Source organism: Roseofilum sp. (assembly GCF_982964205.1).
The window spans coordinates 1-24758 of sequence record NZ_CEZBFX010000010.1 but is presented as its reverse complement, the minus strand read 5'-3'; the positions used below and the strand labels follow the sequence as shown (position 1 = coordinate 24758).

Genomic DNA, 24758 nt, shown 5'->3' with positions numbered 1-24758 from the left:
AAAGTTAATGGTTGAGAGAATGGATGTTATCGGCGACGCTGTTGTAGTTGTTGATAAACCGCCTTTAAGGGCACACGATGATAGGCAAGGGCAACCAAGGTGTGATAAAACAAATCGGCCACTTCTGAGGCAATAGATTCAGGATCGTCGTCCTTACAAGCCATGACCACTTCTGCTGTTTCCTCACCCAGTTTCTTTAGAATTTTATTATCCCCATCGGCCAATAATTTACAAGTATAGGATTCTGGGGTAGGACGATCGCGGCGATCGCAAATTACCTCATACACTTGAGAGAGCATATCCGCAGGGGGCGCAGTAATGGTTCCTTCCACCTGATGAAAACAACTGCGCTCTCCCGTATGGCAAGCAATATCACCAATTTGCTCGACTCCAATTAACAAAGCATCGCTATCACAATCATAACGAAGAGATCGTACCTTCTGGAGATGACCCGACGTTGCCCCCTTATGCCACAACTGGGAACGGGAACGACTCCAAAACCAGGTTTCTCCCGTCTCCAAGGTTTTTTGTAGGGATTCCTGATTCATCCAAGCCATCATCAGCACCGTACCATCAAGATCGTCTTGAACAATGGCAGGAACCAAACCTCGATCATTATATTTAATGCGATCGACCGGGATCGCCTGGGAAGGAAAAGACTCAACAGACATAAAACTTAATCAATTACCCCAACAAACAACAGATCGCTTGCAGTAGCTCTAAAACCCTTGTAAGCATCCTTACTCAATCTTACCCCTTCTCTAACGGAGGAAGTGATGAAGGAGCTAAGTTTTAGTGTAATCTAGCCCTTATTGCTAAAAAACACTTGAGCATTTAGCCCAAAATTATCCGTATTTTCGCGCCTGGAGATTACCTTGACTGTAACACCACTAAACACCACCAAATCTCAAGAAATCTTTACTGCCGCCCAAACCCTGATGCCTGGAGGAGTCAGCTCTCCCGTGCGGGCGTTCAAATCTGTGGGCGGCCAACCTATTGTTTTTGACCGTGTAAAGGGAGCCTATATCTGGGATGTCGATGGCAACCAATATATTGATTATGTAGGCACTTGGGGCCCCGCTATTTGCGGTCATGCCCATCCAGATGTAATTAAAGCGCTGCACGAATCCCTAGACAAAGGAACCAGCTTTGGCGCTCCCTGTGCCCAAGAAAATATCCTCGCGGACATGGTAATTAACGCCGTTCCCAGCATTGAAATGGTTCGGTTTGTCAACTCTGGAACCGAAGCCTGTATGTCCGTCCTGCGACTGATGCGAGCCTTTACCGGACGGGAAAAAATCATCAAATTTGAAGGCTGCTACCATGGCCACGCCGATATGTTCCTGGTTAAAGCCGGTTCTGGGGTCGCGACCCTAGGCTTACCGGACTCTCCAGGAGTTCCTAAATCCACCACCACCAATACCCTCACCGCCCCCTACAATGACCTAGAAGCGGTGAAAAAACTGTTTAATGACAATCCTGACGAAATTGCTGGAGTCATCCTAGAACCCGTCGTAGGTAACTCTGGCTTTATTCCCCCAGATGCGGGATTTTTAGAAGGATTGCGCCTGCTCACTCAAGACCATGGTGCTTTATTGGTTTTTGATGAAGTAATGACCGGATTTCGGATTTCCTACGGTGGAGCGCAAGCCAAATTTGGTGTAACACCTGATTTAACAACCTTGGGTAAGGTCATTGGTGGCGGATTACCGGTTGGAGCCTATGGCGGTCGTAAGGAGATTATGTCCCTCGTCGCTCCGGCTGGCCCCATGTATCAAGCGGGAACCCTTTCTGGTAATCCTCTGGCAATGACGGCTGGGATTAAAACCCTAGACATCTTGAATAAGGAGGGCCAGTATGATGTTTTGGAGAAGATTACTAAAAAACTGATTGATGGCTTGCTCGCTATTGCCAAAGAAACCGGCCATGAGGCTTGCGGCGGTTCTATTAGTGCCATGTTTGGCTTCTTCTTTACAGCCGGCCCTGTCCATAATTTTAGCGATGCGAAACAGTCGGATACCGCTAAGTTTGGCCGCTTCCATCGGGGAATGTTAGAGGAGGGCATTTATTTAGCGCCTTCTCAGTTTGAGGCTGGGTTTACGTCTTTGGCTCATACAGAGGAAGATATTGACAAGACTCTAGAGGCGGCTCGGAAAGTGATGAGTACTCTTTAGGGGTTGCCGTTGATCTCCTTTTGTCAGTCAATGGATAGTGGAGTGTCTCAGCTAAAGTGGTGGATTAGAAAAATCGGTTCGTTGTTGCACTAAAGCGCTAGAATGTTCAAAGCGCTAAAGCGCAACAATATCCCTCCTTTAGCCAGTGTCCTTACGCTTTTTTTCTGTCCTCAGCAATACGCCTCGACTGTTGCGCTTAGTTTGGTCTGCGAGTCCGCGGTGGCTACTCTTGTCTTTGCTGACCACCCTGAGCGCTTCAGTATTACCTGCGATCCAGCTTTATATTGGTAAGCTGATTATCGATCGCATCCTGAATACCATTGGACTACCCAGTTCCGAGTGGTCTCCCATCTTTATCTTGGTGTTTACGGTCTTTTTGCTGCATCTGTTGAGTGATAGCCTCAAGTCATTATCGACTTATACTGCTCAAATTTTAGGCGATCGTTTTAATCTCTACGCCAGTCAACTCCTGCTTAAACAAGCCGTTTACTTAGATTTAGCCCATTACGAACTGCCCGAATTTTACGATTTGTTAAGCCGGGCCCAACAAAGCGGTAGCACTTATCCCGTTCGTGCCCTAACCTACTTCACCACCTTTGTCGGCCAAGGTCTGAAATTATTCGCCCTATTGGGCCTGATTATTAGCTTTAGTCCCCTGGCAACGGTTATATTGCTGCTCAGTGCCCTACCTGCATTTATGATTAGTGTCCAATTTTCAGGTCGGCGCTTTAGAGTCCTCCGCAAACAAACTCAGAGTGGTCGATTTGCCGATTATTTACAGCAAGTTTTAACCCATCAAGATTTTGTCAAAGAAATTCGTCTGTTTAATTTGAGCGATCACCTATTAAAGAAATGGCGAGAGATTCGCTGGCAGTTTAATGCAGAAATAGAAGAAATGTCTCGCCAGCAAGTCGTTGCCCTACTCAGTTCGACTCTGATCTCTAAACTGGGATTTTATTTGACTTATTTTTGGATTGTTGCGGCAACCCTGAGTGGTGAAATTACGATTGGTTCCTTGACGATGTATTCGGGGGCATTTCGTCAATCTCAAACAGCGATTCAAGGACTGCTCGAAGAAATTGCGAAATTATATGAAGTGAATCTGCATGTTAGCCAGTTTTTTGATTTTTTAGCCCTTCAACCTTATGTGATCAACCCCAAAAATGCCCAACCCTTTCCTTCTCCTTTGCGCCAAGGATTAACGTTCAAGAATGTCAGCTTCACCTACTCAGGAGCGAGCAAACCCACCTTAAAGAATATTAATTTATCCATTGCACCACAGGAAAGTATTGCTTTAGTCGGCATGAATGGAGCCGGGAAAACGACTTTACTCAAGCTGTTGACCCGGTTTTATGATGTCACGTCTGGAGAGATTACGATTGATAATATTCCCATCACTCAATTAAATCTGAAGGAATTACGGCAGAATATTGGAGTGATTTTCCAAGACTTTGCCCGTTATCATTTGAGTGTCAGTGATAACATTGGGTTTGGTAACATTGATGAATATAATAATCGCGATCGCATTCGCAAAGCCGGGATTGATTCTGGGGCGGATAGTGTAATTCAAGGATTAGACCATGGGTATGAAACCTTGTTAGGAAAAATCTTTCCAGGAGGAAGTGAATTATCGGGGGGACAATGGCAAAAAGTGGGGTTGGCACGGGCGTTTATGACTCCCGCACAAATCCTGATTTTAGATGAACCGACGGCTGCTTTAGATGCAATATCTGAATATGACCTCTTTCAGCGTTTCCGAAAATTGGCATCGGGTAAAATGACCTTCTTGGTTAGTCATCGATTTTCTACTGTACGCATGGCCGATCGCATCATTGTCCTTGAGCAGGGGTCAATTCGAGAAATGGGTAGCCATGAGGAACTGATGGATTTGAATGGCATGTATGCCCAGATGTTTCGACTACAATCGTCTACCTATGAAATTTAGACGCGAGTGCAATCAATTTTTTAGCGTTGGAGGGTCAATCGGGTCTAACGATTTTGAGCCGCATTTTCTCTGAATGTTCTGCGAACTCAGGTTATCAGGTTAAGATAGACAGAGCAAATTGAAGGCAACTATGAAAGGTAAAGGTTAACCTGATGAGGAAATCCCTATTTCAGGGGTCAGGAAGTTGGTTGTTTTTCCTCACCCTGATTGCTGTATTAATGGCCTGGAACTGGCGACTGGTATTGGCAACCGGTTTAGGGATGACGATGATGGTGGTTCTCTATCGGATGCAATCCTGGAACTGGGAATGGCGATGGGCCCAAATGCGACGCTGGGTAACTGGGCCGAATCGTCAGTTGGCATTCGCGGTTACGGGTGGTGGTGGGGTAACTTTAGTTACTTATATGGCGATCGCGGTCTGGATAGAGGCGGAAAATGGTTGGATAGCTGCCAGCCAAATTCTGGAAGGATTGGGCATTTTAGCCATTTTAGGGCTGCTAGTGGGACGATCGCTTCTTTTCCAGTATAAGCAGCAAGAACTGGAGCTAGATCGAGTCCTGACGGATTTAACTCACCCCGAACCTCTACTACGGTTGTTGGCAGTGCGTCGGGTGAATCGGTTGCTCTATACCCGCTCTGGACAAAAAGAGTCGGAGATGATTTTTAATGCCCTGCGATTGATGCTCAGTCGCGAACAAGAACCGGTGGTGCGCGAGTCCCTTTTGCAGAGTCTGAAGGGAATGCAATCCCCTTTATCTATGGATTCCTCTGCTCGTCGTCCCCTGTCTATTCCCTTAAATCTAGAGTCTAAATCTTCACCGACCACACCCCCATTAAAATATCCCCAGTCTCCTGAAATCCGTCGTCGCCAGTCTTTTTGACAGACGCTTCAACTGTTGTGGTCGAATCAAAAACCTATTCTAGGGATAGAAAACAAATACCAATGGTAGCCGAATCGGATACAGAATGGTTAGACTGAACTGATCCATTGGCCTAGGTTGCTCGGTACAATGAACAACGACTTCATCGTTGATAAACACTCCATGCGATCGCAGTATTCTCCCCGTCGAACCAAGATTGTTGCTACCATTGGCCCAGCTACCAGCAGTGCAGACGTGCTTCGCCAGTTGATTTTAGCGGGCGCAACGACTCTCAGACTGAACTTTTCCCACGGAACCCACGAGGACCATCAGCGCAATATCCGTCTGATCCGCCAAGTCTCGTTTGAGCTGAATCGACCAGTGGGCATTTTACAGGATTTACAGGGCCCCAAAATCCGCTTGGGTAAATTCGAGCAAGGATCGGTGGTGCTGAAAAAAGGCGATCGCTTTACCTTAACGAGCGATCGCATCCTGGGCAAGCAAGATATTAGTTTTGTCAGCTATGATCGCCTTGCTGAAGAAGTACCTGTTGGCTCAACCATTCTCCTCGACGATGGTCGGGTAGAAATGAAAGTGGAAGAGATCGATCGAAAAACTGAACAACTTCACTGTCGCGTCACGGTTCCCGGAATCCTCTCCAATAACAAAGGGGTGAACTTTCCAGGCGTTTATCTCTCCGTAAAAGCCTTAACCGACAAAGATCGGGTTGATTTAGCCTTTGGCTTAGATCAAGGAGTAGACTGGGTGGCGCTCTCCTTTGTCCGTAATCCCCAAGATGTTCTAGAAATTAAAGAAATTATCTCCAATGCGGGTAAACAGGTCCCCGCGATCGTCAAAATCGAAAAACATGAGGCGATCGAGCAAATGGACGCAATTCTGAGCCTATCCGATGGCGTGATGGTCGCTCGTGGGGATCTGGGGGTAGAAGTCCCTGCCGAAGATGTACCCATGCTGCAAAAACGCCTGATTGCCACCGCTAACCGTCTCGGTATTCCCGTCATTACAGCAACCCAAATGCTCGATAGCATGGTTAACTCTCCCCGCGCTACCCGTGCAGAAATTTCCGATGTTGCCAACGCCATTCTAGATGGAACTGATGCGGTGATGCTCTCCAATGAAACTGCGGTGGGTAAATTTCCGGTGGAAGCTGTGGCTACGATGGCGCGCATTGCCCAACGGATCGAAAAAGAACCCCATACCCGCAACGCAGAGACCCAAGGTCGTCAGTCCATTCCCAGTGCCATTTCCAAAGGGGTCAGTCGGATTGCGGAACAGCTCAATGCAGCCGCCATTATGACTCTGACTAAAACTGGAGCAACAGCCCGTAATGTATCTAAATTCCGCCCCGAGCCTCCTATTTTAGCGATTACTCCGCAAGTTTCTGTGGCGCGGCGATTGCAGTTGGTTTGGGGAGTGGACACCCTTTTGGTGCTAGATTTACCTTCGATGAATCAGACCTTTCAAGCCGCCATTAATGCAGCCCAAGAGCAACATTTACTCCAGGAAGGGGATTTAGTCGTGATGACGGCGGGAACGTTAACCGGCGTTTCTGGTTCAACGGATTTGATTAAAGTCCAAATCGTTACGGCCGTCTTAGGTAAAGGAACTGGTATCGGTCAAGGATTAGTCAGCGGTCGAGCTAGAATTGCTCAAAATGGGTTAGAGGCTACCCATTTTCATCCCGGTGATATCTTAGTTGCTCCAGAAACCGGAGCCGATTTTATTGAAGCGATTCGCAAAGCGGGGGGCATTATTGTGGAAATGGATAATACCACTTGTCATGCTGCGATTATTGGTTTACGTTTAGGTATTCCGGTTATTGTGGGCGTTGAGCGAGCCACACAGGTCATTCGCGATGGAGAATTTGTGACGTTGGATATGGGACGGGGTTTGGTCTATTCTGGGTCATCAAGAATGTAATTAACCTGAGATGGCAAAGGATACTTTTCACGAACAAGTTAAGAGGGGAAAAAGAAGGCTGGACAGTTACTGACGACCCGTTGTGTTTGAAGTGGGGAAATACAACGACCTATATCGATCTGGCAGCAGAAAAATTATTGATGGCAACCAAAGAAGAGCAAAAAATAGCGGTTGAGATCAAAACATTTTCCGATCTTTCTCCCATGTTTGCTTTTCATGTGGCGGTTGGACACTTTGTTAACTATCAAGTTATGCTTGAGAAACTAGAACCCGATCGCCGCCTTTATAGCGCTTTGCGCTAGGGAATAGGGAATAGGGAATAGGCTTTTGGTACATAGCTTTGAGGATTCAACACTGTCCCTCATAACAGCGCAAAGTGCTGTACCCCTCTTCTGTCACTCTGGGAAATTCTAACGAATTTCCGTCATTACAGCCCGCGATCGCTAACGAAGGAATCAGGGTTTCACGCCCCTTTATCCAAAAGTGACAGAAGAGGGGTATCTTGCCGTGCCAGATGTTGTTTATGAAACTTTTTTGGGTTTGACTTTACTCAAGCTGCGATCGCCAAACAAGCAATTAATGTATTGATATTAAGGATGATAAAATATGGCTGCAACGAAATTTCACGGATGTGGATTTGGGAGAAAAGTTAACGGCAATGGGTGTGAAGAAGGAGGATATTATTTTGGGTTTACATTCACCTTTCATGTGCCAGTTTTCAGACCATAGAATGGTTTCAAAAGCTCGATCGACAGATCCTCTCAATGACACTATCATGAGTTGATTCATGAAGTCTCAAAGTTGACTCGTATCGATCGCCAGAAACTCTGCCAAAAACCACCGACCTATTTTAGAAACAATGCCAGCCCCCACTTGTTTAGATTTATCGCAACAAACGGAAGATTATCTCAAAACAGCTCCGAATCCAGAAGCCATGGAAGAAAAAACGGAAATCTTGCGAGAAGGATTAGCGGGTTTAGGGGCGCGATCGCTACTGGCTCTTAATGTTCCTCCACCCTGGAGTGAAACAGAAGTGAGTCAATTAGATTATTTTAGAGTCTTGGAAAGACTAGCTCGATATTCCGGCACGCTCAATTTTACCCAAACTCAACATCAAAGTGCAGGATCGTTTATTGCTAACGGAGATAATGAAAGGCTGAAAAGTCATTATCTCCCTAAAATGAGATCGGGTCAGATTTTAGTCGGTGTATCCTATGCCCATTTGCGCCGAGAAAAACCGACATTAACAGCAACGAAAGTTCAAGGCGGTTATCTATTGTCTGGATATCTGCCCTGGATAACCGGTTGGAATTTGTTTCAAGAAGCGGTTGTTGCTGCGAGATTGGAAGATGAGAGGATTATTTTTGCCCTGATTCCGTTTGTCACCTCTGCTAAAGGAGAGTTACGATTTTCAGCTCCCATGTCTTTAGCGGCAATGTCGTCAACCAATACAGTGAGTGCCGAATGCGATCGCTATTTTGTTCCGGATGAAACGGTGATTAGTCTTCAATCTAAAGACTGGATCGAGGAAAAAACCCGCCAGAATGTTTTAAATCCGACGTTCTCTTTGCTAGGATTGGCACGATCCGGTTTAGATATTGTCGAAAATGCCAGCAAAGCTCAAGCCTCGATCGCCCCTCAATTTTTAGCCTTATCCGAGCAACTGGAGCATTTGCGTACCAAAATTTACACAGAAAAAGAGGAACAGCAGTTATCTCTAGAGCAACAGTTGCAACTACGCGCTCAGGCGATCGCCTTGACTCATCAGTGTAGTTTAGCTACGATTATGGTTTCCAGAGGCAGCGCCAACCAAAAACATCACCCTGCACAACGCATTCATCGAGAAGCCTTAGTTTTATCGGTTATGGGACACACGAACAAGGTAATGGAAACTACTTTAGAGCAAATTGTCAATCAAGGGAATATTTAATTATTCAGAATTTGGACTAGGATGCGTAGCAGGTCTTCTAGATCAGCAGGGACACGGTAAAGATTGAGGTCTTGGGTGACTTGACGAGACTGGCGATCGAATTGACCAAATTGCCAAATATTGCCGGTGGAAATTGCGCCGTAGAGAAGGGTTTGATTGCTCTCGATCCATTGATCGAGAGCAATCAATTCGATCGCCAGTTGCACAAAACCCCGTTCTAGATCTTCATTTTTAGCTTCGATCACCAGGAAAACACCATCGCTTTGCAGCAAATAATCGAGGGAACCTTTGAGTTGATGGCTCACGAACACGGGATATTCAACATTGAGGGTAGCTTGGGTATAGTGCAGCACGTCCGTTAAAACCGGGGCGATCAGGAATTCCCGACGAGCCATTTCACTGGTGAGGCTAAGACGCGGGAGGCTCTCTTCAATGCGAGTTGTGAGGTCGAGTAGGCGATCGAGAGTACCGGTATACTGGGGAAATTGTAGAGATCGCCTAGAGAGTAAAACCTGAAAACATGCCAGAATATCTTGCGGCGCAAAGTTAAGCTTAAAGTAATCTGCAAAAGTATACGATTCTTCTGGCTTGATAATGGTGAATCGAGACATAGTTATACCCATTTAAATTATGATACAATTATCCCAAGTATTTATTACAGTTAAATCGTAAATCCAATGATCAATCAAGGGATTCTGGCGATCGCCGTTATCATTTCTCTCCTACTCAGTCTTGATGGTATCGCACTATCAGCACTTTTCCCTGCTCAGGAAGAGCCTCTCCAAGAGTCCGAAATTTCCATTACATATCCATCCTACGAAGCCAAAGAGCATGGGGTCGATCATTATGATGACGATCATGACGATGACGACGATGACGACGATGACGACGATGACGACGATCATGACCATGACGACGATCATGACTATGACAACCGTTATGGTCTCCCGACTACGAAACGCTAATCATACGTTCATCTGATCTACAATCAGAGGAGAAAGTTAGCCCATGAATATAGCCTTTCTCTAATAGATGAGAGACAGATTTAGTCCCCTCTCCCGTACGAAAACCCTACAGGATTAGCACGGGAGAGGGTGTTGGGGATCAGAGCTATAGTTCTCGCCTAAACTTACCAGACGAATTATTTCTGGAAATTCAATGTTTGGCTCAAAAAAATCAGGTTTCGTGCGATCGCTGGCTATTAACTGCCATAACTGAAAAGATAGAGTCTCTAATGCAGAACTCTTCCCTGGATATAACAAATAAAAACTGGTGGTAGGGGCGAAAAAATCTTCGCCTCTACCAGATAAGGTTACTCTAATCTCCCTAGAACAATGTATAAATAAACGGTGCAATCACAGACGCTTGACTGAGGATAATCAAAGCACCAACCATTACCAAACTAATAATTAACGGCAACAGCCAATACTTTTTACGCTCTCCTAAAAAAGCCCAAAGATCTTCAAAAAATTCCATATATGACACTCCAATGGATTTCAGTTAACAATTGACTAAAATGGATATTCCAAACTCTTCGCTGTTCTGGGATGGGAAGGAATTCGATACGTCTCCACCGGTTTACGCCATTCTCGACGCATGGGGTCGCCTCCAAACTGTTTTCTCAGAAACCCCATCGGCACGATCATCCCATAAAAAATAATCCCTAAAATCAAGCGGGTATTAATCCAACCCATCATCAAACCAAAGCGGGCAAAACCTTGATAAAACGGGTCGAGAGTTTTCGGCGCAACTAATGCCCAAGCCCAGAAAATACCCAGCACAATCCAGGGCCACAGGGCACTGCTATGACCGAGGATCAATGGCCAGATAATCCCAAAAACTAAACCCACCATTACCCCAAACAGGAGACCAAATTGGCGGAGTTCTTTTGTATTGAGTTTTTTGATTGGATACATAACAGATTAACGATTGTATTCGTCCTATTCGTAGTTACTTTTCTTAGGGACTGAACGTTTTATCACTTTTAATCTGATGATTTATTATGATTAAAACGCCCTATCCCCCCATCCTCCCATCCCCCCATCTCCCCATTTTTCAGAGGAGAATGAAACAGCTCTGGGGGGTTGGGGGAATCAAGACCTAATCTAATTCAAACTCTGTCTTCCAAGACTCATCTTTTTCCCAAGCGGGTTGGTCAGTCTTAGCTAACAAGAAATTTTCCAGAACCAGATAATCCATTTCGGTACGCATGAAGCAGCGATAAGCATCTTCCGGAGTACAAACAATCGGTTCACCGCGCACATTAAAGGACGTATTCACAATCAGACCGCACCCGGTCAGTTTATCAAAATGACTAATTAAACTGTGATAGCGGGGGTTCGTTTCCTTGTGAACCGTTTGGATACGCGCCGAATAGTCCACGTGGGTAATGGCAGGAATTTCAGATCGCGGAATATTGAGTTTTTCAATTCCAAACAGTTGCTTTTGCTCCTCGGTCATCGGAATACGCAAAGATTCCTTAACAGGAGCCACCATCAGCATATAGGGACTAGGGCTATATTGCTCGAAGAAATCAGACACGCGCTCGGCCAAAACTGAAGGGGCAAAGGGACGGAAAGACTCTCGATACTTAATTTTCAGATTCATCACCGACTGCATTTTCGGCGACCTGGGGTCACCAATAATCGAGCGTCCACCCAATGCGCGGGGGCCAAACTCCATCGGACCTTGGAACCATCCCACCACATTGTCAGTAGCCAAAATTTCAGCTAACCGGGGCATGAGTTGAGCATCATCTAGGAGAACATAGGAAGCTTTCACTAAGTCCAAATAGTCCAGAATTTCAGCATCAGAGAACTTCGGCCCCAAATAAGACCCACGCATTTGGTCTTGTACGGGAGCAGCAATTTTTTCTGGGGTTAAGGTTCCCACGGTTGCTGTGGCAGTTTCTTTGGCACTGCTGAACATTACCGGAGAAATCACCGGTTTCACGGTACGCGGCATACTGTGGTATTCATACCAAGCAGATAGGGCAGCGCCTAATGCTCCACCCGCGTCGCCAGCCGCTGGTTGTACCCAGACTTCCTTAAAGCCACATTCGCGTAGAATTCGACCATTGGCGACGCAGTTGAGGGCAACTCCACCGGCTAAACAGAGGTTTTCCACCTGGAGTTCTTTTTTCACTGTATTCGCCAGACGGATGACCACATCTTCAGTCACCCACTGGATGGAGCTGGCGATGTCCATTTCTCGCTGACTGATGGGGGTTTCGGGTTTCCGGGGAGGACCGCCAAATAGGTCATCAAACTTGCTATTGGTCATTGTCAGACCGGTGGCATAGTTGAAGTAGTCCATGTTCAACCGGAATGTACCATCGTCTTTGACATCAATCAGGTTGCTGAGGATGGTGTCAATATATTTGGGTTCGCCATAGGGCGCAAGTCCCATGAGTTTGTATTCCCCAGAGTTGACTTTGAAGCCGGTGTAGTAGGTAAAGGCAGAATAGAGCAAGCCCAAGGAGTGGGGAAAGTCAATTTGCCATTGGGGAATCAGTTGGTTGCCTTCTCCGAGCCAAGCGGTAGTTGTTGCCCATTCACCTACCCCATCCAGACAGAGAACAGCAGCTCTCTCAAATGGACTGGGGAAGAAGGCGGAGGCGGCATGGGATTGGTGATGCTCGGTGAACATCAGTTGGGGAAGCTCAGTTTTCTTGCACTGTCCGATTTCTGAGAGTTCTGTTCTTAATACCGTTTTCAGATAGAGCTTTTCTTTTAACCAGACGGGCATGGCTGCCAAGAATGACCGAAAGCCTTTGGGGGCATAGGCCAGGTAAGTTTCTAGGAGACGCTCAAATTTGAGTAGGGGTTTGTCGTAGAAGACGATATGATCTAGGTCAGAGATCGTGGTTTGGGCCATTTCCAGGCAATAGGCGATCGCATGTTTCGGAAAACGCGGGTCGTGTTTCTTGCGCGAAAACCGCTCTTCCTGCGCTGCGGCTACGATTTCACCATCGCAGACAATCGCCGCCGCGCTATCATGATAAAACGCTGAAATTCCTAGGATCTTCATTTAGTTCACCCCCACGCCAGTTAATTTAAGCCAATTTTGGATTTTTTTTGGGATCATGAATAGAGATTGTAACTTAGGGTTTACTCTAATAGGCACTGCGATCGCTATATTGGTTCAGGAAAGCAGAGCATAAGTTTACTTTTCTCTTGGACGACCTTCATGATTGCGATCGCTTGGCATAATCTTCAGGTGCGTTCATATTGTAAACTTTCTTAATGATTAAACCGACAAAATCCCTCAAAGTCAATAAAGTCTCTCAAGTTGCCCTTCTGTTGATCTGCTGGATTGGTATCCCTTGGATTATCGTTGAGATGGCCATGATCCTGCTCGATCCCTTTCTTTTCAGGGGTTTCTACCAGTACGATCCCGATATGGGCTTTCGAGTCAGACCCGATACATTAGGCTCAAACCGTTTCGGGTTTAACGACCAAGACTATCCTCTCGAGCGAGTTCCCGGAACCGTAAGAATGATGATCGTTGGCGACTCGTTCAACTGGGCAGGGGGATTAGAGGGTAACTATACGACCCTACTCGAAAATCAGTTTGCTCAAACCCCAGATTTACCTCCTGTGGAAGTTATTAATGCAGGCTATCCCATGACCCATGCTGGGGAGCAGTTAATTATGCTGCAAAAATTCGGTTTGCAATATCAGCCAGACTTAGTCGTTTTGGGGGTCTTTGTGGGTAATGATTTTATTGATGCTGACCCCTACCGCAAACGTATTGTGGTCAATGATACTCAAATTGATATTGATAAACGAAACGAAATTCAGATATTAGGATATCCAATTATTTTTAAGTCTCGCCTATGGATGTTTATTGAGCAAAAATATAAGGTTTTTCAAGAAACTGCTCAAATTGAACAACCGGCATGGGCAAACCCGACTCCACAAGAGGAACAAGGTACATTTACCGAGGAAACTTTCTTAAAAATTCAGCGAGCCAGATTAGAGTTTTGTAATCTTAGAGCGCACACAGAAGGTAAATACGATGATAGAATTAAATACTTGTTTGACAGTATTACCCAAATGAAGCAACTTTTGGCAGAGCGCCAAATTGAATTTAAGGTAGCGATTTATCCCGATGAGTTTCAAGTTAGTCAAGCCTTAGCCGATCAACTTTTTGAAATGTATCAACTCAACCGGGAAGACTACGATCTAAATCTGATGCAAAAGTTGCTCATTGAGTTTCTCGATCGAGAGGGAATTTCTTATATTGATATGCTCGATCAATTCCGTCAAGTGGGTCAAACCCAAACCTTATATTTACTCAGAGATACCCATTGGAATCTAGCAGGGAATCAATTAGCATCAGAGATCTTATATCAGAATTTATTGGATGATGTTAAAACCAAATAATATGAAAGGGTGGCAGAAACTCAATTTTCGTAGAGTAGTTAATTGGGCATTTTTAGGATTTCTGTGGATAGGGGTTCCCTGGTTAGCCGCAGAACTATTTATGATCGTGATGGAACCTTATCTATTTAAGGGTTTTTTCCAGTATGATGCGGATCTCGGATTTCGAGTCAATCCTGAGACTCCTGGGACGAATGAATATGGATTTAACGATCGCGATTATCCCCTAGAGAAAGCACCGGGAACCTACCGTATTGTAGTCGTTGGAGATTCCTATAGCTGGGCAGGCAATCTAGATGGCAACTATACGGCACTCTTAGAGCAACAGTTTGAAGACTATTATGGAGCGCCCAAAGTTGAGGTGATTAATGTGGGGTTTCCCATGGCCGATCCGCCCATGTATTTGGGAATGCTACAAAAATATGGTTTAAAGTTTAATCCCGATCTCGTAGTTTTGGGCTTTTTTGTTGGCAATGATTTACATACGCCAGTCAATCAAAAACGGATTGTTCTTAACGATACGTTTATCGATATCGATCGCACTAAAGAATTGAAGATCTTGGGATATCCTCTCATTGGACAATCTAGAGTTAAGATGTTTTTACAGCAACGCTATCGAATTTTTCAGGAACAACTGAAACTGCAACAAGCTCAACAGGAAAATCAAGGAAAATTTGAACTGATTGAGGGAGCTATCGCCCAAGATACTCCCGCTCCTAATCCTAGCCCTGAACCAGCCCCCATCTATTCAGAAGAAACTTTTTTAGACATTGAACGCTGGAAGCTGGAAATAAATAACTTACCCGCCTATCAAGCAGGAAATTTCACCCCTCAGTTTGAATATTCTCTGCAAGCAGTCGTGCAAATGGCAGAACTGCTGAAAGAAAAAAATATTCCCTTTGTGGTGGCGCTTTATCCGTCAGAATACCAAATTGACCCAACTCTGGCGAGTAAGATTTTTACGGCCTATGAACTCAATCCTCAAGACTATGATTTGGAACTGCCTCAAAAAGTAGTCATTGAAGCCCTCGAAGCCCATGATATTGATTATTTGGATATGTTAGAGCCTTTTCAAGAAGCAGGCAAAGAACAAGTCCTCTATATTTTACGGGATACCCACTGGAATTTAACCGGTAATCAATTAGCTGCTAATCTGTTATTTAACACCTTAAAACCTCAAGTCGATGCCCAACTTCGGTAATACAAAAGTTTCTGCTTTCAGGTAATACTCCTGCGTATATCTACCCTTCTTAACTCATTAGTGATTACCCATGACCCATTACCAGTTCTATATTTCAGTAACAATTATTTATTTTGGTCAGCTCTAGAGTCCGGTAAAATAAAATCAGTCCATTAGGATTGCATCAAAAATCATTGCCATCTAAGATTCAAGGTGAGTATGGCCCATGAACTTGGAATCCCATCCTTTTATTAGTTATTTTGAACCCGATCAAGTCGCTCAATTATGCGATCTGGCGGATACGATCGAGTTTGACCAACCAACTGTGATTTTTGAAGAAGGTGAAGTTCCGGATGGACTCTATCTGGTGTTAGCCGGTCAAGTTGAATTTAGCAAGATGATCGATACCGAGAAATATCAAACGATCGCCTTAGCTAAGGAAAATGATTTTTTTGGAGAATTTGGTGTCTTAGATGGGAAACCGAGAAGTGCCAGAGCAACAGCCGCTGAAGGAAGTATTTTAGCGAAAATTCCCCAAGATAAACTGATGGATATTTTACAAAATAGCAAAGGGGAAGTTATTTTAGCCCTCTTCCGGCATATTATCCACCATATTCGCATTACAACCACCCAATATGTGAATCAAATTGTTCATAAACAAAAAATGGTGTTGGTGGGCGAAATGGTGAATACTATTATCCATGACTTCAAAAGTCCCTTTAATGGCATTCAGCTCTCAAGTTCTATGCTCCAAGAGATGCACTCTGATGAAGAAACTCAAGAATGGTGCGATCTGATTCAAGCACAAATTACCCGCATGTTGGGAATGGCGGAAGAAGTGTTAGAGTTTTCTAAGGGCCATGCCACCCTCTATCGGCAACCGATACAACTGTCGGACTTATTGAAACAGTTTGAAAAGCTCAATCGAATTTACTTGCATTCTGCTCAAGTGGAGTGGGTCGTGCAGATTGAACCGGTGGAAATTTATGCTGATTTTAATAAGCTGTTGCGGGTTCTGCAAAACATCATTACTAATGCAGTAGAAGCGTTTGAAGGAAAAGGTGGCTGCATCGAAGTAACGGCTAAAAGCCAGGCTGAATGGGTGGCGATCCAGATTCGGGATAATGGTCCAGGCATTCCGAAAGCGATTCAAGAAGACTTCTTTGAGGCCTTTGTAACCCATGGCAAGCGGGGGGGAACAGGACTGGGAACGGCGATCGCCAAATCCATTATTGATGCTCACCAGGGCCAAATTAGCTTTGAATCCGAAGAGCAACAAGGGACAACCTTTACCATCCGTCTCCCTCGTTAACTGAATTCAGCGTATATAGCGCTTCGCGCTAGGGAATAGAGAATAGGGTTAGGGTACATGACAAGACAGAATTCAACACTGTATTTCACGGGCAGCACTTTTCGCTATAACAATGGTTCTGGTCGTTTCCATAAAAAATTCTGATGAAAGAATATTGAGGTGAGGGGTCTCACCCCTCATTTGTATGGTATATTGAATTTGATGCACCCTGATGGACGCCCACTTGTGGGGCGTTTTTTTATTTTAAAAGCGCTTTGCGTTGGTAATGGGTAATTAGGGAACAGGTAATCTCCCCATTCCCCCATTCCCGGACTTAACCCAAGTATTTAGCCACGGTTTGCACGTCTTTGTCACCCCGCCCGGAACAGTTGATAATAATGCGAGGATTGCCTTCGAGTTGGGGACAGAGGGTTTCTAAATAGGCGATCGCATGAGACGTTTCTAAAGCAGGAATAATGCCCTCTAATTTCGATAAGCGCTCAAAGGCAGCGACTGCCTCGCGATCCGTCACGCTATAGTACTCAGCCCGTTCCGTTTGCTTCAAATAGCTGTGTTCGGGGCCAACTCCGGGATAATCTAAGCCCGCGCTAATCGAATGGGCTTCAATCACCTGGCCATCTTCATCCTGCAACAGATAGCTCATCGCTCCATGTAATACGCCTACTTGGCCTTGGGTGAGGGTTGCCGCGTGCTTATCCGTATTCACCCCTTCTCCGGCCGCTTCCACACCAATGAGGCGCACAGAACTTTCCTTAACAAACTCATAAAAGAGTCCCATGGCATTCGATCCACCACCAACACAAGCTAAAAGAATATCGGGTAGTCCGCCCCATTTTTCCCAAGCTTGGGCGCGGGTTTCTTCACCAATAATGGTATGAAAGTCTCTCACCATCATCGGGTAAGGATGGGGCCCGGCAACTGAACCTAAGATGTAGTGAGTTGTTTCCACATTCGTTACCCAGTCGCGAATGGCTTCTGAGGTAGCATCTTTCAGGGTTCCAGTTCCCGCTTCTACGGGGCGCACTTCAGCTCCCAGCAGTCGCATCCGAAAGACATTCAGTTTTTGGCGCTCCATATCGTGAACGCCCATATAAATCACACAGCTCAGACCAAAGCGGGCACAAACCGTGGCGGTAGCGACCCCATGTTGTCCGGCTCCGGTTTCGGCAATAATACGCTGTTTGCCCATGCGCTTGGCCAGGAGAACTTGAGCCAGGGCATTATTGATTTTATGAGCGCCGGTATGGTTGAGGTCTTCTCGTTTGAGATAGATTTGGGGGCCAATACCATCGGGTTTACGGTAGTGTTGGGTGAGTCTTTCGGCGAAGTAGAGGGGACTGGGACGACCGACATAATCACGGAGTAGGCCTTGGAGTTCGGCTTGAAATTCAGGGTTGTGGCGATAATGAGCGTAGGCTTGCTCTAGTTCTGCTAGGGCAGGCATGAGGGTTTCTGGGACGTATTTGCCGCCAAACTGACCAAAACGGCCGAGGAGATCGGGGACGGAGGCAATCGTTTGAGCTGGATGGGTTGGAGTTGTAGCCACAGGGATTCTTCTGATACGAATAGGACACAATCGTATTCTAAGCACCTGTGAGCGTCACATCAATATGGGGAAGAGGCGATCGCCTCTTCTTGATCCTGAAAAAGGAAAGCAAAGAATATAGCAGATGAATCTATGAAAAAGGAATATTCCTCTTCTATCCTCACCCTACTATTCTCCTGAATGTGATATAGATCATGTTGACATTTATTGCAATATCTTGTTACATTAATTAACAAGTCAGGACACAAAACTTCACAAACTAGGAGACAGTCATGATTTACTTCGTTTTTCTTAGCCTCGTTATTGTTGCCGGTTGGTTAGCTGCTTCTGCGATCGGAAGCGCAGCTTATTTCCAAGGTGAACAAAACTAATCACCACTTCCCATAATCCCACTGAAACGCCTCAGCGTTTATCTCAATCTCTCACTGGAAAGCAATCAATCACATAAGGAGAACATCATGGTTGACCTAGTTATTCTTGCACTTGTCGTTGTTGCCGGTTGGTTAGCTGCTTCAGTTATCGGAAGTGTAGCTTACTTTCAGGGTGATAAAAGCTAATAGGAACCTCCGAGAATACTACGGAAGTTCTAAAACAGTTGAGTCCCTTGCCTTCGTCTTTCACTGCAACGTCTTTTATCTGAACACATCAGGAGAACCTCATGGTTGATTTCGTTTTTCTTAGCCTCGTTATTGTTGCCGGTTGGTTAGCTGCTTCTATCATTGGAAGCAAAGCCTACTTTATGGGTAAATAAAGTCAATCGCTCTGACTAGACTTAGTAGGGTGCGTTAATAACGCACTCTAAAACTATTGTTACTCCCTGCGTCTGGAGTATCTCCGTACTCTCGTATCACCCTGTTCTCGTGTCCTTCCGTGATGCGATCGCCGACTTTCTCTACGCCGTTAGCCAGAATACACTAGAATAGAGCAAATTAGCTTATGCTCAGAATTTAGAACGGTGAATAGTTCTCCTTCGTCTACTGACCTTGACCCGAAACGCTTGTTTTCATTTGAACTTGATGACTTCCAACATCAGGCGATCGCTGCATTGAATGCTGATAAGTCCGTTGTGGTATGCGCTCCCACGGGATCGGGTAAAACCTTAATTGGAGAATACGCCATTTATCGCGCCTTGTCACGGGGGAGGAGAGTATTCTATACCACTCCCCTGAAAGCGCTCTCGAATCAGAAATTGCGTGATTTCAGTCAAGTCTTTGGCACAGAAAATGTTGGATTAGTAACTGGCGATTTATCCCTTAATCGGGAAGCACCAGTTGTGATCATGACAACAGAAGTGTTTCGTAATATGCTCTACGGAACACCGATTGGTCAAATTGGCACATCGATCCAAGGGGTAGAGGCGGTGGTTTTGGATGAATGCCACTATATGAACGATCGCCAACGGGGAACGGTTTGGGAAGAGTCTATTATTTACTGTCCTCCCCATATTCAACTGGTGGCCCTCTCCGCAACAGTAGCCAACAGCGACCAGCTCACTGCCTGGCTCTCAGATGTTCATGGCCCCACAGAACTAATTTACTCGGACTTCCGTCCAGTTCCCTTGCAATATAACTTTTGCAACCTGAAAGGCATTTTTCCCCTACTGAATAAGAAAGGCAACAGCATTAACCGCCTCTTATTGAATCCCAAAGCTAGGGGAAAGAAACCGCCTAAGGTGAAACCCAAGGATCAAGTCCCTGGATTGTTATCCGTGGTTTCCCAACTCAGCGATCGGGATATGCTACCGGCGATTTACTTTATTTTCTCCCGTAAAGGATGCGATCGCGCTGTGGCTGAAACAGTGGGACTCTCTCTGCTCTCCTCCGAAGAAAAACGGCAAGTAGCCGCCCATATAGAACTAGTGCTGCACGAGCATCCTGAAGCCATTCGACGATCCCAAGTGGAATGCCTCTATCGAGGGGTTGCCTCTCACCATGCGGGGTTATTACCGGCTTGGAAATCCCTAGTCGAAGAACTGTTTCAACAGGGATTAATTAAGGTTGTATTTGCGACAGAAACTCTAGCGGCCGGGATTAATATGCCTGCCAGAACCACCATCATTTCCAGCTTATCCAAACGCACGGATCAGGGCCACCGTCTGCTCAACCCCAGTGAATTTCTGCAAATGGCAGGACGCGCAGGACGTAGGGGAATGGATGAAATTGGTCATTTAGTAGTGGTGGAAACCCGGTTTGAGGGAGCAAAAGAAGCGGGGTATTTAGCTACAGCGGGAGCCGATCCCTTAGTGAGTCAGTTTACTCCGAGTTATGGGATGGTGCTGAACCTGCTGCAAACCCATAGTTTGGAGGAAGCCAAACAACTGATCGAGCGTAGTTTTGGTCAGTATATGGCCAATTTAACTTTAATTCCCCAGCAGCAGGCGATCGCCGCGTTGCAAGCTGAAGAAAAGCAAATTCATTCCCAACTGGCTTCCTATGGCAACCTCGAAACCCTCCAGGAATTGGCCGCCAGTTATAAGAAACTCCAAGAACGACTGCGGGAAGCCAAACGACTGTTGAAAACCTTGCAAAACCAAGCGGAACGTGCACGAACTAAGGATTTAGCGGCGGCGATCGATTTTGCCGTCCAGGGAACCGTGCTGAGTTTGAAAGGTAAGCATATTACCGTTCCTCAAGCCATTTCCGCCATTTTGGTCAGAAAAGTCCCCGGCAGCGGCCAAGCCCCCTATTTGGTCTGTTTGGGGGCAGATAATCGCTGGATGGTGGCGACCTACGGAGATGTGGTGGGGTTATATGGGGATATTCCCCGGTTTAAGGTCGTGGATGGTTGGGAACTGCCCCCAGAGTTAGGCTTAAAACCAGGAGAATGTCGCAGTAGTGGCGCGGAAACGACCGCCACAGCGAACCAGATTCCCCAGTTAGAACCCACATTAGCCGCTCCAGAGGTGGACGATCAACTCTTGCAAGTTGAGGAAATCACGAATAAGTTAATGGAGCATCCAGTACATCAGTGGCCGGAACGGGGTCGGGTTCTCAAGCAGATTTCTCGTGCTGCTAGACTAGAAACAGAAATTGGCGATCGCCTCAGCAAGTTTCAGCGTCTTAAATCTCGATATTGGGAAGAGTTTCTCAATTTAATTGCCATTCTCCAAGCCTTTAACGCTCTCAATCCTAACCTCGTTCCCACGCCCCTCGGTGAATCTGCGGCTACCCTGCGGGGAGAAAATGAGTTATGGCTCGGCATCGCCTTAACCTCTGAAGCCTTTGCCCACTTGGAACCCCATCATTTAGCTGCCGCCTGTGCTGCCCTCGTAACCGAAACACCCCGGCCAGATAGTTGGGTGAACTATAATACGTCTCAACCCGTGATTGAGAGCCTGTTGGAACTCCAAGGAATGCGTCGCCAACTCTTCCAGCAACAACGGCGTTATGATGTAGCCCTGCCCATTTGGTTAGAATATGAATTAATCGCTTTAGTGGAACAATGGGCCCAAGAACAGGATTGGGCAGAACTGTGTGAACAGACGAGTTTAGATGAAGGGGATATTGTGCGCTTGCTCCGACGAACCTTAGATTTATTATCTCAAATTCCCCATATTCCCCATGTTTCCGATACGTTGAAAGATAATGCGATTTGGGCGATGAAATTGCTCAACCGCTTCCCCGTGAATGAAACAGTTAATAATTAACAATTAATAATTGTAGGGGCAGGTTCACCAATATCTTTCAATTCCTACCAACAACCTTTGTGAATCTGCCCCAACCCTTCGCTTCATTCCGCTAGCGCGACCTTCGCAATGACTTCCCGGATTCATGTTTAATTAAAAAGGCGACACCCGGATTCGAACCGGGGGATAGAGGTTTTGCAGACCTCGGCCTTACCGCTTGGCTATGTCGCCGTGTTTGACCACTCTTTCTAGAATAACAGAATCAATTAAACTTTGACTAGACCCTAACGGAAATTTTTTCTCGCCACTGCCCAACTGCGCTATTCAACCTTGGGGATAACCAGGAATCAAATTGGGGATATACCGGTAAGCGCGGTTGTAGATGCCATCCGTAAGGCTGAAGGAATTGTTGCAGATCTTCAGGAGAGGGATGGGGATAATCTGGATTCACTTCATCTTTGGGGCCAAGTCCTCCGAGATCGGTTGCTCCTGCTTCTAAACAAGATAATAATAGGTCTGGATAATAGACAAGATTGGGCGGAATTTGTAGGGTAATTTCTGAAGGCAGAATGCGACGCGCCAGAGCAACTAGGGGAGGTAGTCCGGTTAAGTCAAATCCAGGTAAGGTGCTGGTTTGTTGGTGTCCAGGACTATAGGGTTGAAGGATCGCCTCTTGTATATGAGAGTAGGTCTGATGAATTTCGGCGATCGCCTCTAAACTCCCTATTCTATCTGCTTCCGTTTCCCCAATGCCCACCAAAATCCCCGTCGTAAACGGAATTCCCAGCTCTCCAGCCCATCTTAACTGTTCCAATCTTAATCCCGGTTCCTTACTCGGTGCGCGAGCATGAACCGTTTCCAATAACTGTCCAGACACCTGCTCCACCATCAACCCCATGGAAACATTCGCTTCTTTTAAGCAAGCCATCTCTTCAAAGCTTAACGGCCCTACATTAGTATGGGGCAAAAACCCATAGGAAAGCGCCAACTCAGCCACACTATAAATTCTCTCTAACCAAGCTCTGCGGCGAGAACTAGCCGGATGGACTTCGCCACTGAGAATTAAGATCTCGCAAATTCCCTTACCCTGTAAGGCTTGCAACCGCTCATGAGCCTGAATACTGCTCAACCAAGGATCGTCACCAGGACTAACTCGAAAGTTACAGTAGCTGCATTGATTGAAACATTCGTAAGTTGGTACGAGGGTATAAGCAGGGCTATACGTTACTTCTCGATACATAGCTATAAGATGATGGATTGACGATATGGCAGGCTAGATAGGCCACCTCGAAGTTTAATCTATCTAAGGATTCCAGATATCTCATAAAAAAAACCTTAAGACACCTTTACATTACTAAATAGATATATTAAGATAAAACGGTAAGCGAAAATTTAATCGCTGTATAGCTTGAACATCTAGATAGCTATAAGCTATTATAAAATCATGACGACCACCCTACAACCCAGATCTAATGCGAGCGCTTGGGAACAGTTTTGTCAGTGGGTAACTTCTACCGAAAACCGCCTCTACCTAGGCTGGTTCGGTGTTCTAATGATTCCCACTCTCCTAACTGCAACCCTCTGCTTTATCATCGCTTTTATCGCAGCACCTCCTGTCGATATAGATGGAATCCGCGAACCCGTCTCCGGTTCATTGCTCTACGGTAACAACATTATTACTGCAGCAGTGGTTCCTACTTCCAACGCAATTGGTTTGCACTTCTATCCCATCTGGGAAGCAGCCAATATGGACGAATGGCTCTATAACGGCGGTCCCTATCAGTTAATTGTCTTCCACTTCCTCATCGGCATCTTTTGCTATATGGGTCGGGAGTGGGAACTCTCCTACCGTCTTGGTATGAGACCTTGGATTGCAGTTGCTTATAGCGCTCCCGTAGCTGCTGCGACTGCGGTGCTGTTGATCTATTCCATCGGTCAAGGGTCTTACTCTGACGGTTTGCCTCTAGGAATCTCCGGCACCTTCAACTTTATGATCGTTCTCCAAGCCGAACATAATGTCTTGATGCATCCGATGCACATGATGGGTGTAATCGGTATCTTTGGTGGCGCATTGTTCTCCGCTATGCACGGTAGCTTGGTCACCTCTTCTTTAGTGCGTGAAACTACTGAATCCGAAAGCCAAAACCGAGGCTATCTTTTTGGTCAAGAACAGGAGACCTATAATATCATCGCTGCTCACGGCTACTTTGGTCGTCTGATCTTCCAATACGCTTCCTTCAATAACAGCCGTGCTTTGCACTTCTTCTTGGGAGCTTGGCCTGTAGTGGGTATCTGGTTTGCTTCTCTGGGAGTTGCCTGTTTTGCTTTCAATTTGAATGGTTTTAACTTTAACCAGTCCTTATTGGATTCTGACGGCCATGTTCTCAATACCTGGGCGGATGTCATTAACCGGGCTAACTTGGGTATTGAAGCCATGCACGAACGCAACGTTCACAATTTCCCCTTAGATTTAGCCAGTGTTGAAGCCATTCCTACTATCCAAGGCTAATTCTTAAGCCTTATGCTTCAATCAAAAGTACCAAGCACCCCTGTAATGGGGTGCTTGTTGTTGTTCTTGAGTGCTTGTAGACTTCATCCGGCCAGATATTGTGACTCTGACAAAGTTGATGATAAGAAATACTTATTATAAATTTCCTAAAATTTTTTGTGAAAACCCCTTTACAAAACTAAATAAACAAGTTAATATGTTTGTTGTAAGTGGCAGGAAACCGCCACAGAACCTAGAAAAATACATAGCCATCATAAAAACATGACCACAACTCTTCAACAAAGCTCCAACGCGAGCGCTTGGGAGCGGTTTTGTCAGTGGGTAACCTCAACCGAAAACCGCCTCTATGTAG

The 24758-nt window shown here is 45.8% G+C and carries 23 protein-coding genes and 1 tRNA gene; 16 read left to right on the top strand and 8 right to left on the bottom strand.

Features of this window, described 5'->3' with window-relative positions:
• Positions 1 to 26: 26 nt before the first annotated feature.
• A complete protein-coding gene (gene hisIE, locus AC3A14_RS04780; RefSeq protein ID WP_318734455.1) occupies positions 27 to 671 on the bottom strand; it encodes a bifunctional phosphoribosyl-AMP cyclohydrolase/phosphoribosyl-ATP diphosphatase HisIE in 645 nt (214 codons plus the stop codon).
• A 204-nt stretch (positions 672 to 875) separates the two neighbouring features.
• Between hisIE and hemL the strand changes: the two genes are divergently transcribed.
• From hemL to AC3A14_RS04745, 7 genes are all read left to right on the top strand, one after another.
• Positions 876 to 2174 (top strand): glutamate-1-semialdehyde 2,1-aminomutase, encoded by a 1299-nt coding sequence (gene hemL, locus AC3A14_RS04775; protein WP_318701679.1) that lies wholly within the window; start codon positions 876 to 878, stop codon positions 2172 to 2174.
• Between the two features lie 145 nt (positions 2175 to 2319).
• The gene (locus AC3A14_RS04770; RefSeq protein ID WP_318734458.1) at positions 2320 to 4119 is read left to right on the top strand and encodes an ABC transporter ATP-binding protein; all 1800 of its coding nucleotides are present in this window, start codon (positions 2320 to 2322) and stop codon (positions 4117 to 4119) included.
• A 152-nt stretch (positions 4120 to 4271) separates the two neighbouring features.
• Complete coding sequence (locus AC3A14_RS04765) at positions 4272 to 5000, top strand: hypothetical protein (protein WP_318734460.1); 729 nt, start codon at positions 4272 to 4274, stop codon at positions 4998 to 5000.
• 162 nt (positions 5001 to 5162) lie between these two features.
• Positions 5163 to 6920 carry a pyruvate kinase gene (pyk, locus tag AC3A14_RS04760; RefSeq protein ID WP_413038583.1) on the top strand — a complete coding sequence of 586 codons (1758 nt, stop codon included), beginning with the start codon at positions 5163 to 5165 and terminating at the stop codon, positions 6918 to 6920.
• An 86-nt stretch (positions 6921 to 7006) separates the two neighbouring features.
• Positions 7007 to 7222 carry an element excision factor XisH family protein gene (locus AC3A14_RS04755; protein WP_413038581.1) on the top strand — a complete coding sequence of 72 codons (216 nt, stop codon included), beginning with the start codon at positions 7007 to 7009 and terminating at the stop codon, positions 7220 to 7222.
• 281 nt (positions 7223 to 7503) lie between these two features.
• Positions 7504 to 7704: an element excision factor XisI family protein gene (locus AC3A14_RS04750; protein ID WP_413039143.1), complete on the top strand. Its 201-nt coding sequence runs from the start codon at positions 7504 to 7506 to the stop codon at positions 7702 to 7704.
• 75 nt (positions 7705 to 7779) lie between these two features.
• Positions 7780 to 8850 (top strand): acyl-CoA dehydrogenase family protein, encoded by a 1071-nt coding sequence (locus tag AC3A14_RS04745; protein WP_318701684.1) that lies wholly within the window; start codon positions 7780 to 7782, stop codon positions 8848 to 8850.
• Here the strand turns inward: AC3A14_RS04745 and AC3A14_RS04740 are convergent.
• Entirely contained in the window at positions 8847 to 9461 is a 615-nt protein-coding gene (locus tag AC3A14_RS04740) for a PD-(D/E)XK nuclease family protein (protein ID WP_318734232.1), read from the bottom strand. The two genes, AC3A14_RS04745 and AC3A14_RS04740, sit on opposite strands and share 4 nt — an antisense overlap.
• A gap of 66 nt (positions 9462 to 9527) precedes the next feature.
• Here AC3A14_RS04740 and AC3A14_RS04735 point away from each other — a divergent pair, with 66 nt between their 5' ends.
• Positions 9528 to 9815, top strand: a complete 288-nt coding sequence (locus AC3A14_RS04735) for a hypothetical protein (protein WP_318734227.1) — start codon at positions 9528 to 9530, stop codon at positions 9813 to 9815.
• A gap of 361 nt (positions 9816 to 10176) precedes the next feature.
• Here the strand turns inward: AC3A14_RS04735 and AC3A14_RS04730 are convergent, their stop codons facing one another.
• The 3 genes from AC3A14_RS04730 to AC3A14_RS04720 all read right to left on the bottom strand — a co-directional run bounded on the left by AC3A14_RS04730 (position 10177) and on the right by AC3A14_RS04720 (position 12879).
• On the bottom strand, positions 10177 to 10326 hold the full coding sequence (locus AC3A14_RS04730; protein ID WP_271942356.1) for a DUF5989 family protein: 150 nt from the start codon (positions 10324 to 10326) through the stop codon (positions 10177 to 10179).
• A gap of 35 nt (positions 10327 to 10361) precedes the next feature.
• Positions 10362 to 10766 (bottom strand): SxtJ family membrane protein, encoded by a 405-nt coding sequence (locus AC3A14_RS04725; RefSeq protein ID WP_318701691.1) that lies wholly within the window; start codon positions 10764 to 10766, stop codon positions 10362 to 10364.
• Positions 10767 to 10950: 184 nt separating this feature from the next.
• The gene (locus AC3A14_RS04720) at positions 10951 to 12879 is read right to left on the bottom strand and encodes a carbamoyltransferase family protein (protein WP_318734224.1); all 1929 of its coding nucleotides are present in this window, start codon (positions 12877 to 12879) and stop codon (positions 10951 to 10953) included.
• Between the two features lie 215 nt (positions 12880 to 13094).
• On the opposite strand from AC3A14_RS04720, the gene AC3A14_RS04715 reads away from it, so the two are divergent.
• The 3 genes from AC3A14_RS04715 to AC3A14_RS04705 all read left to right on the top strand — a co-directional run bounded on the left by AC3A14_RS04715 (position 13095) and on the right by AC3A14_RS04705 (position 16726).
• Positions 13095 to 14237, top strand: a complete 1143-nt coding sequence (locus tag AC3A14_RS04715; protein ID WP_318734221.1) for an alginate O-acetyltransferase AlgX-related protein — start codon at positions 13095 to 13097, stop codon at positions 14235 to 14237.
• Positions 14218 to 15435, top strand: a complete 1218-nt coding sequence (locus AC3A14_RS04710) for an alginate O-acetyltransferase AlgX-related protein (RefSeq protein ID WP_318734220.1) — start codon at positions 14218 to 14220, stop codon at positions 15433 to 15435. Before AC3A14_RS04715 ends, AC3A14_RS04710 begins: the two co-directional genes overlap by 20 nt.
• A 205-nt stretch (positions 15436 to 15640) precedes the next feature.
• Positions 15641 to 16726, top strand: a complete 1086-nt coding sequence (locus AC3A14_RS04705) for an ATP-binding protein (protein WP_318701699.1) — start codon at positions 15641 to 15643, stop codon at positions 16724 to 16726.
• A 313-nt stretch (positions 16727 to 17039) separates the two neighbouring features.
• Here the strand turns inward: AC3A14_RS04705 and trpB are convergent, their stop codons facing one another.
• The gene (gene trpB / locus AC3A14_RS04700) at positions 17040 to 18272 is read right to left on the bottom strand and encodes a tryptophan synthase subunit beta (RefSeq protein WP_318734218.1); all 1233 of its coding nucleotides are present in this window, start codon (positions 18270 to 18272) and stop codon (positions 17040 to 17042) included.
• Positions 18273 to 18544: 272 nt separating this feature from the next.
• Here trpB and AC3A14_RS04695 point away from each other — a divergent pair, with 272 nt between their 5' ends.
• From AC3A14_RS04695 to AC3A14_RS04680, 4 genes are all read left to right on the top strand, one after another.
• Positions 18545 to 18643, top strand: coding sequence for a photosystem II protein, Psb35-related (locus AC3A14_RS04695; RefSeq protein WP_487778921.1), 99 nt, complete (start codon positions 18545 to 18547; stop codon positions 18641 to 18643).
• An 87-nt stretch (positions 18644 to 18730) separates the two neighbouring features.
• A complete protein-coding gene (locus tag AC3A14_RS04690) occupies positions 18731 to 18829 on the top strand; it encodes a photosystem II protein, Psb35-related (RefSeq protein ID WP_487778920.1) in 99 nt (32 codons plus the stop codon).
• Positions 18830 to 18930: 101 nt separating this feature from the next.
• Positions 18931 to 19023 carry a photosystem II protein, Psb35-related gene (locus AC3A14_RS04685; RefSeq protein WP_487778919.1) on the top strand — a complete coding sequence of 31 codons (93 nt, stop codon included), beginning with the start codon at positions 18931 to 18933 and terminating at the stop codon, positions 19021 to 19023.
• A gap of 204 nt (positions 19024 to 19227) precedes the next feature.
• A complete protein-coding gene (locus AC3A14_RS04680; protein WP_318734216.1) occupies positions 19228 to 21918 on the top strand; it encodes a DEAD/DEAH box helicase in 2691 nt (896 codons plus the stop codon).
• A 138-nt stretch (positions 21919 to 22056) separates the two neighbouring features.
• Here the strand turns inward: AC3A14_RS04680 and AC3A14_RS04675 are convergent.
• Positions 22057 to 22128 (bottom strand) — tRNA-Cys (locus AC3A14_RS04675).
• A gap of 46 nt (positions 22129 to 22174) precedes the next feature.
• Positions 22175 to 23137: a 7,8-didemethyl-8-hydroxy-5-deazariboflavin synthase subunit CofG gene (gene cofG, locus AC3A14_RS04670; RefSeq protein WP_318734214.1), complete on the bottom strand. Its 963-nt coding sequence runs from the start codon at positions 23135 to 23137 to the stop codon at positions 22175 to 22177.
• A gap of 204 nt (positions 23138 to 23341) precedes the next feature.
• Between cofG and psbA the strand changes: the two genes are divergently transcribed.
• A complete protein-coding gene (gene psbA / locus AC3A14_RS04665) occupies positions 23342 to 24406 on the top strand; it encodes a photosystem II q(b) protein (protein ID WP_318734212.1) in 1065 nt (354 codons plus the stop codon).
• Positions 24407 to 24758: the final 352 nt, after the last annotated feature.

What these genes read in the sequence shown, in the direction of transcription:
- hisIE (WP_318734455.1), bottom strand. Translation starts at nt 671, where the DNA reads ATGTCTGTTGAGTCTTTTCCTTCCCAGGCGATCCCGGTCGATCGCATT.
- AC3A14_RS04730 (WP_271942356.1), bottom strand. Translation starts at nt 10,326, where the DNA reads ATGGAATTTTTTGAAGATCTTTGGGCTTTTTTAGGAGAGCGTAAAAAG.
- AC3A14_RS04740 (WP_318734232.1), bottom strand. Translation starts at nt 9,461, where the DNA reads ATGTCTCGATTCACCATTATCAAGCCAGAAGAATCGTATACTTTTGCA.
- AC3A14_RS04715 (WP_318734221.1), top strand. Translation starts at nt 13,095, where the DNA reads ATGATTAAACCGACAAAATCCCTCAAAGTCAATAAAGTCTCTCAAGTT.
- AC3A14_RS04725 (WP_318701691.1), bottom strand. Translation starts at nt 10,766, where the DNA reads ATGTATCCAATCAAAAAACTCAATACAAAAGAACTCCGCCAATTTGGT.
- AC3A14_RS04690 (WP_487778920.1), top strand. Translation starts at nt 18,731, where the DNA reads ATGGTTGACCTAGTTATTCTTGCACTTGTCGTTGTTGCCGGTTGGTTA.
- cofG (WP_318734214.1), bottom strand. Translation starts at nt 23,137, where the DNA reads ATGTATCGAGAAGTAACGTATAGCCCTGCTTATACCCTCGTACCAACT.
- AC3A14_RS04705 (WP_318701699.1), top strand. Translation starts at nt 15,641, where the DNA reads ATGAACTTGGAATCCCATCCTTTTATTAGTTATTTTGAACCCGATCAA.
- AC3A14_RS04685 (WP_487778919.1), top strand. Translation starts at nt 18,931, where the DNA reads ATGGTTGATTTCGTTTTTCTTAGCCTCGTTATTGTTGCCGGTTGGTTA.
- AC3A14_RS04735 (WP_318734227.1), top strand. Translation starts at nt 9,528, where the DNA reads ATGATCAATCAAGGGATTCTGGCGATCGCCGTTATCATTTCTCTCCTA.
- AC3A14_RS04695 (WP_487778921.1), top strand. Translation starts at nt 18,545, where the DNA reads ATGATTTACTTCGTTTTTCTTAGCCTCGTTATTGTTGCCGGTTGGTTA.
- AC3A14_RS04710 (WP_318734220.1), top strand. Translation starts at nt 14,218, where the DNA reads ATGATGTTAAAACCAAATAATATGAAAGGGTGGCAGAAACTCAATTTT.
- psbA (WP_318734212.1), top strand. Translation starts at nt 23,342, where the DNA reads ATGACGACCACCCTACAACCCAGATCTAATGCGAGCGCTTGGGAACAG.
- AC3A14_RS04745 (WP_318701684.1), top strand. Translation starts at nt 7,780, where the DNA reads ATGCCAGCCCCCACTTGTTTAGATTTATCGCAACAAACGGAAGATTAT.
- AC3A14_RS04720 (WP_318734224.1), bottom strand. Translation starts at nt 12,879, where the DNA reads ATGAAGATCCTAGGAATTTCAGCGTTTTATCATGATAGCGCGGCGGCG.
- AC3A14_RS04765 (WP_318734460.1), top strand. Translation starts at nt 4,272, where the DNA reads ATGAGGAAATCCCTATTTCAGGGGTCAGGAAGTTGGTTGTTTTTCCTC.
- pyk (WP_413038583.1), top strand. Translation starts at nt 5,163, where the DNA reads ATGCGATCGCAGTATTCTCCCCGTCGAACCAAGATTGTTGCTACCATT.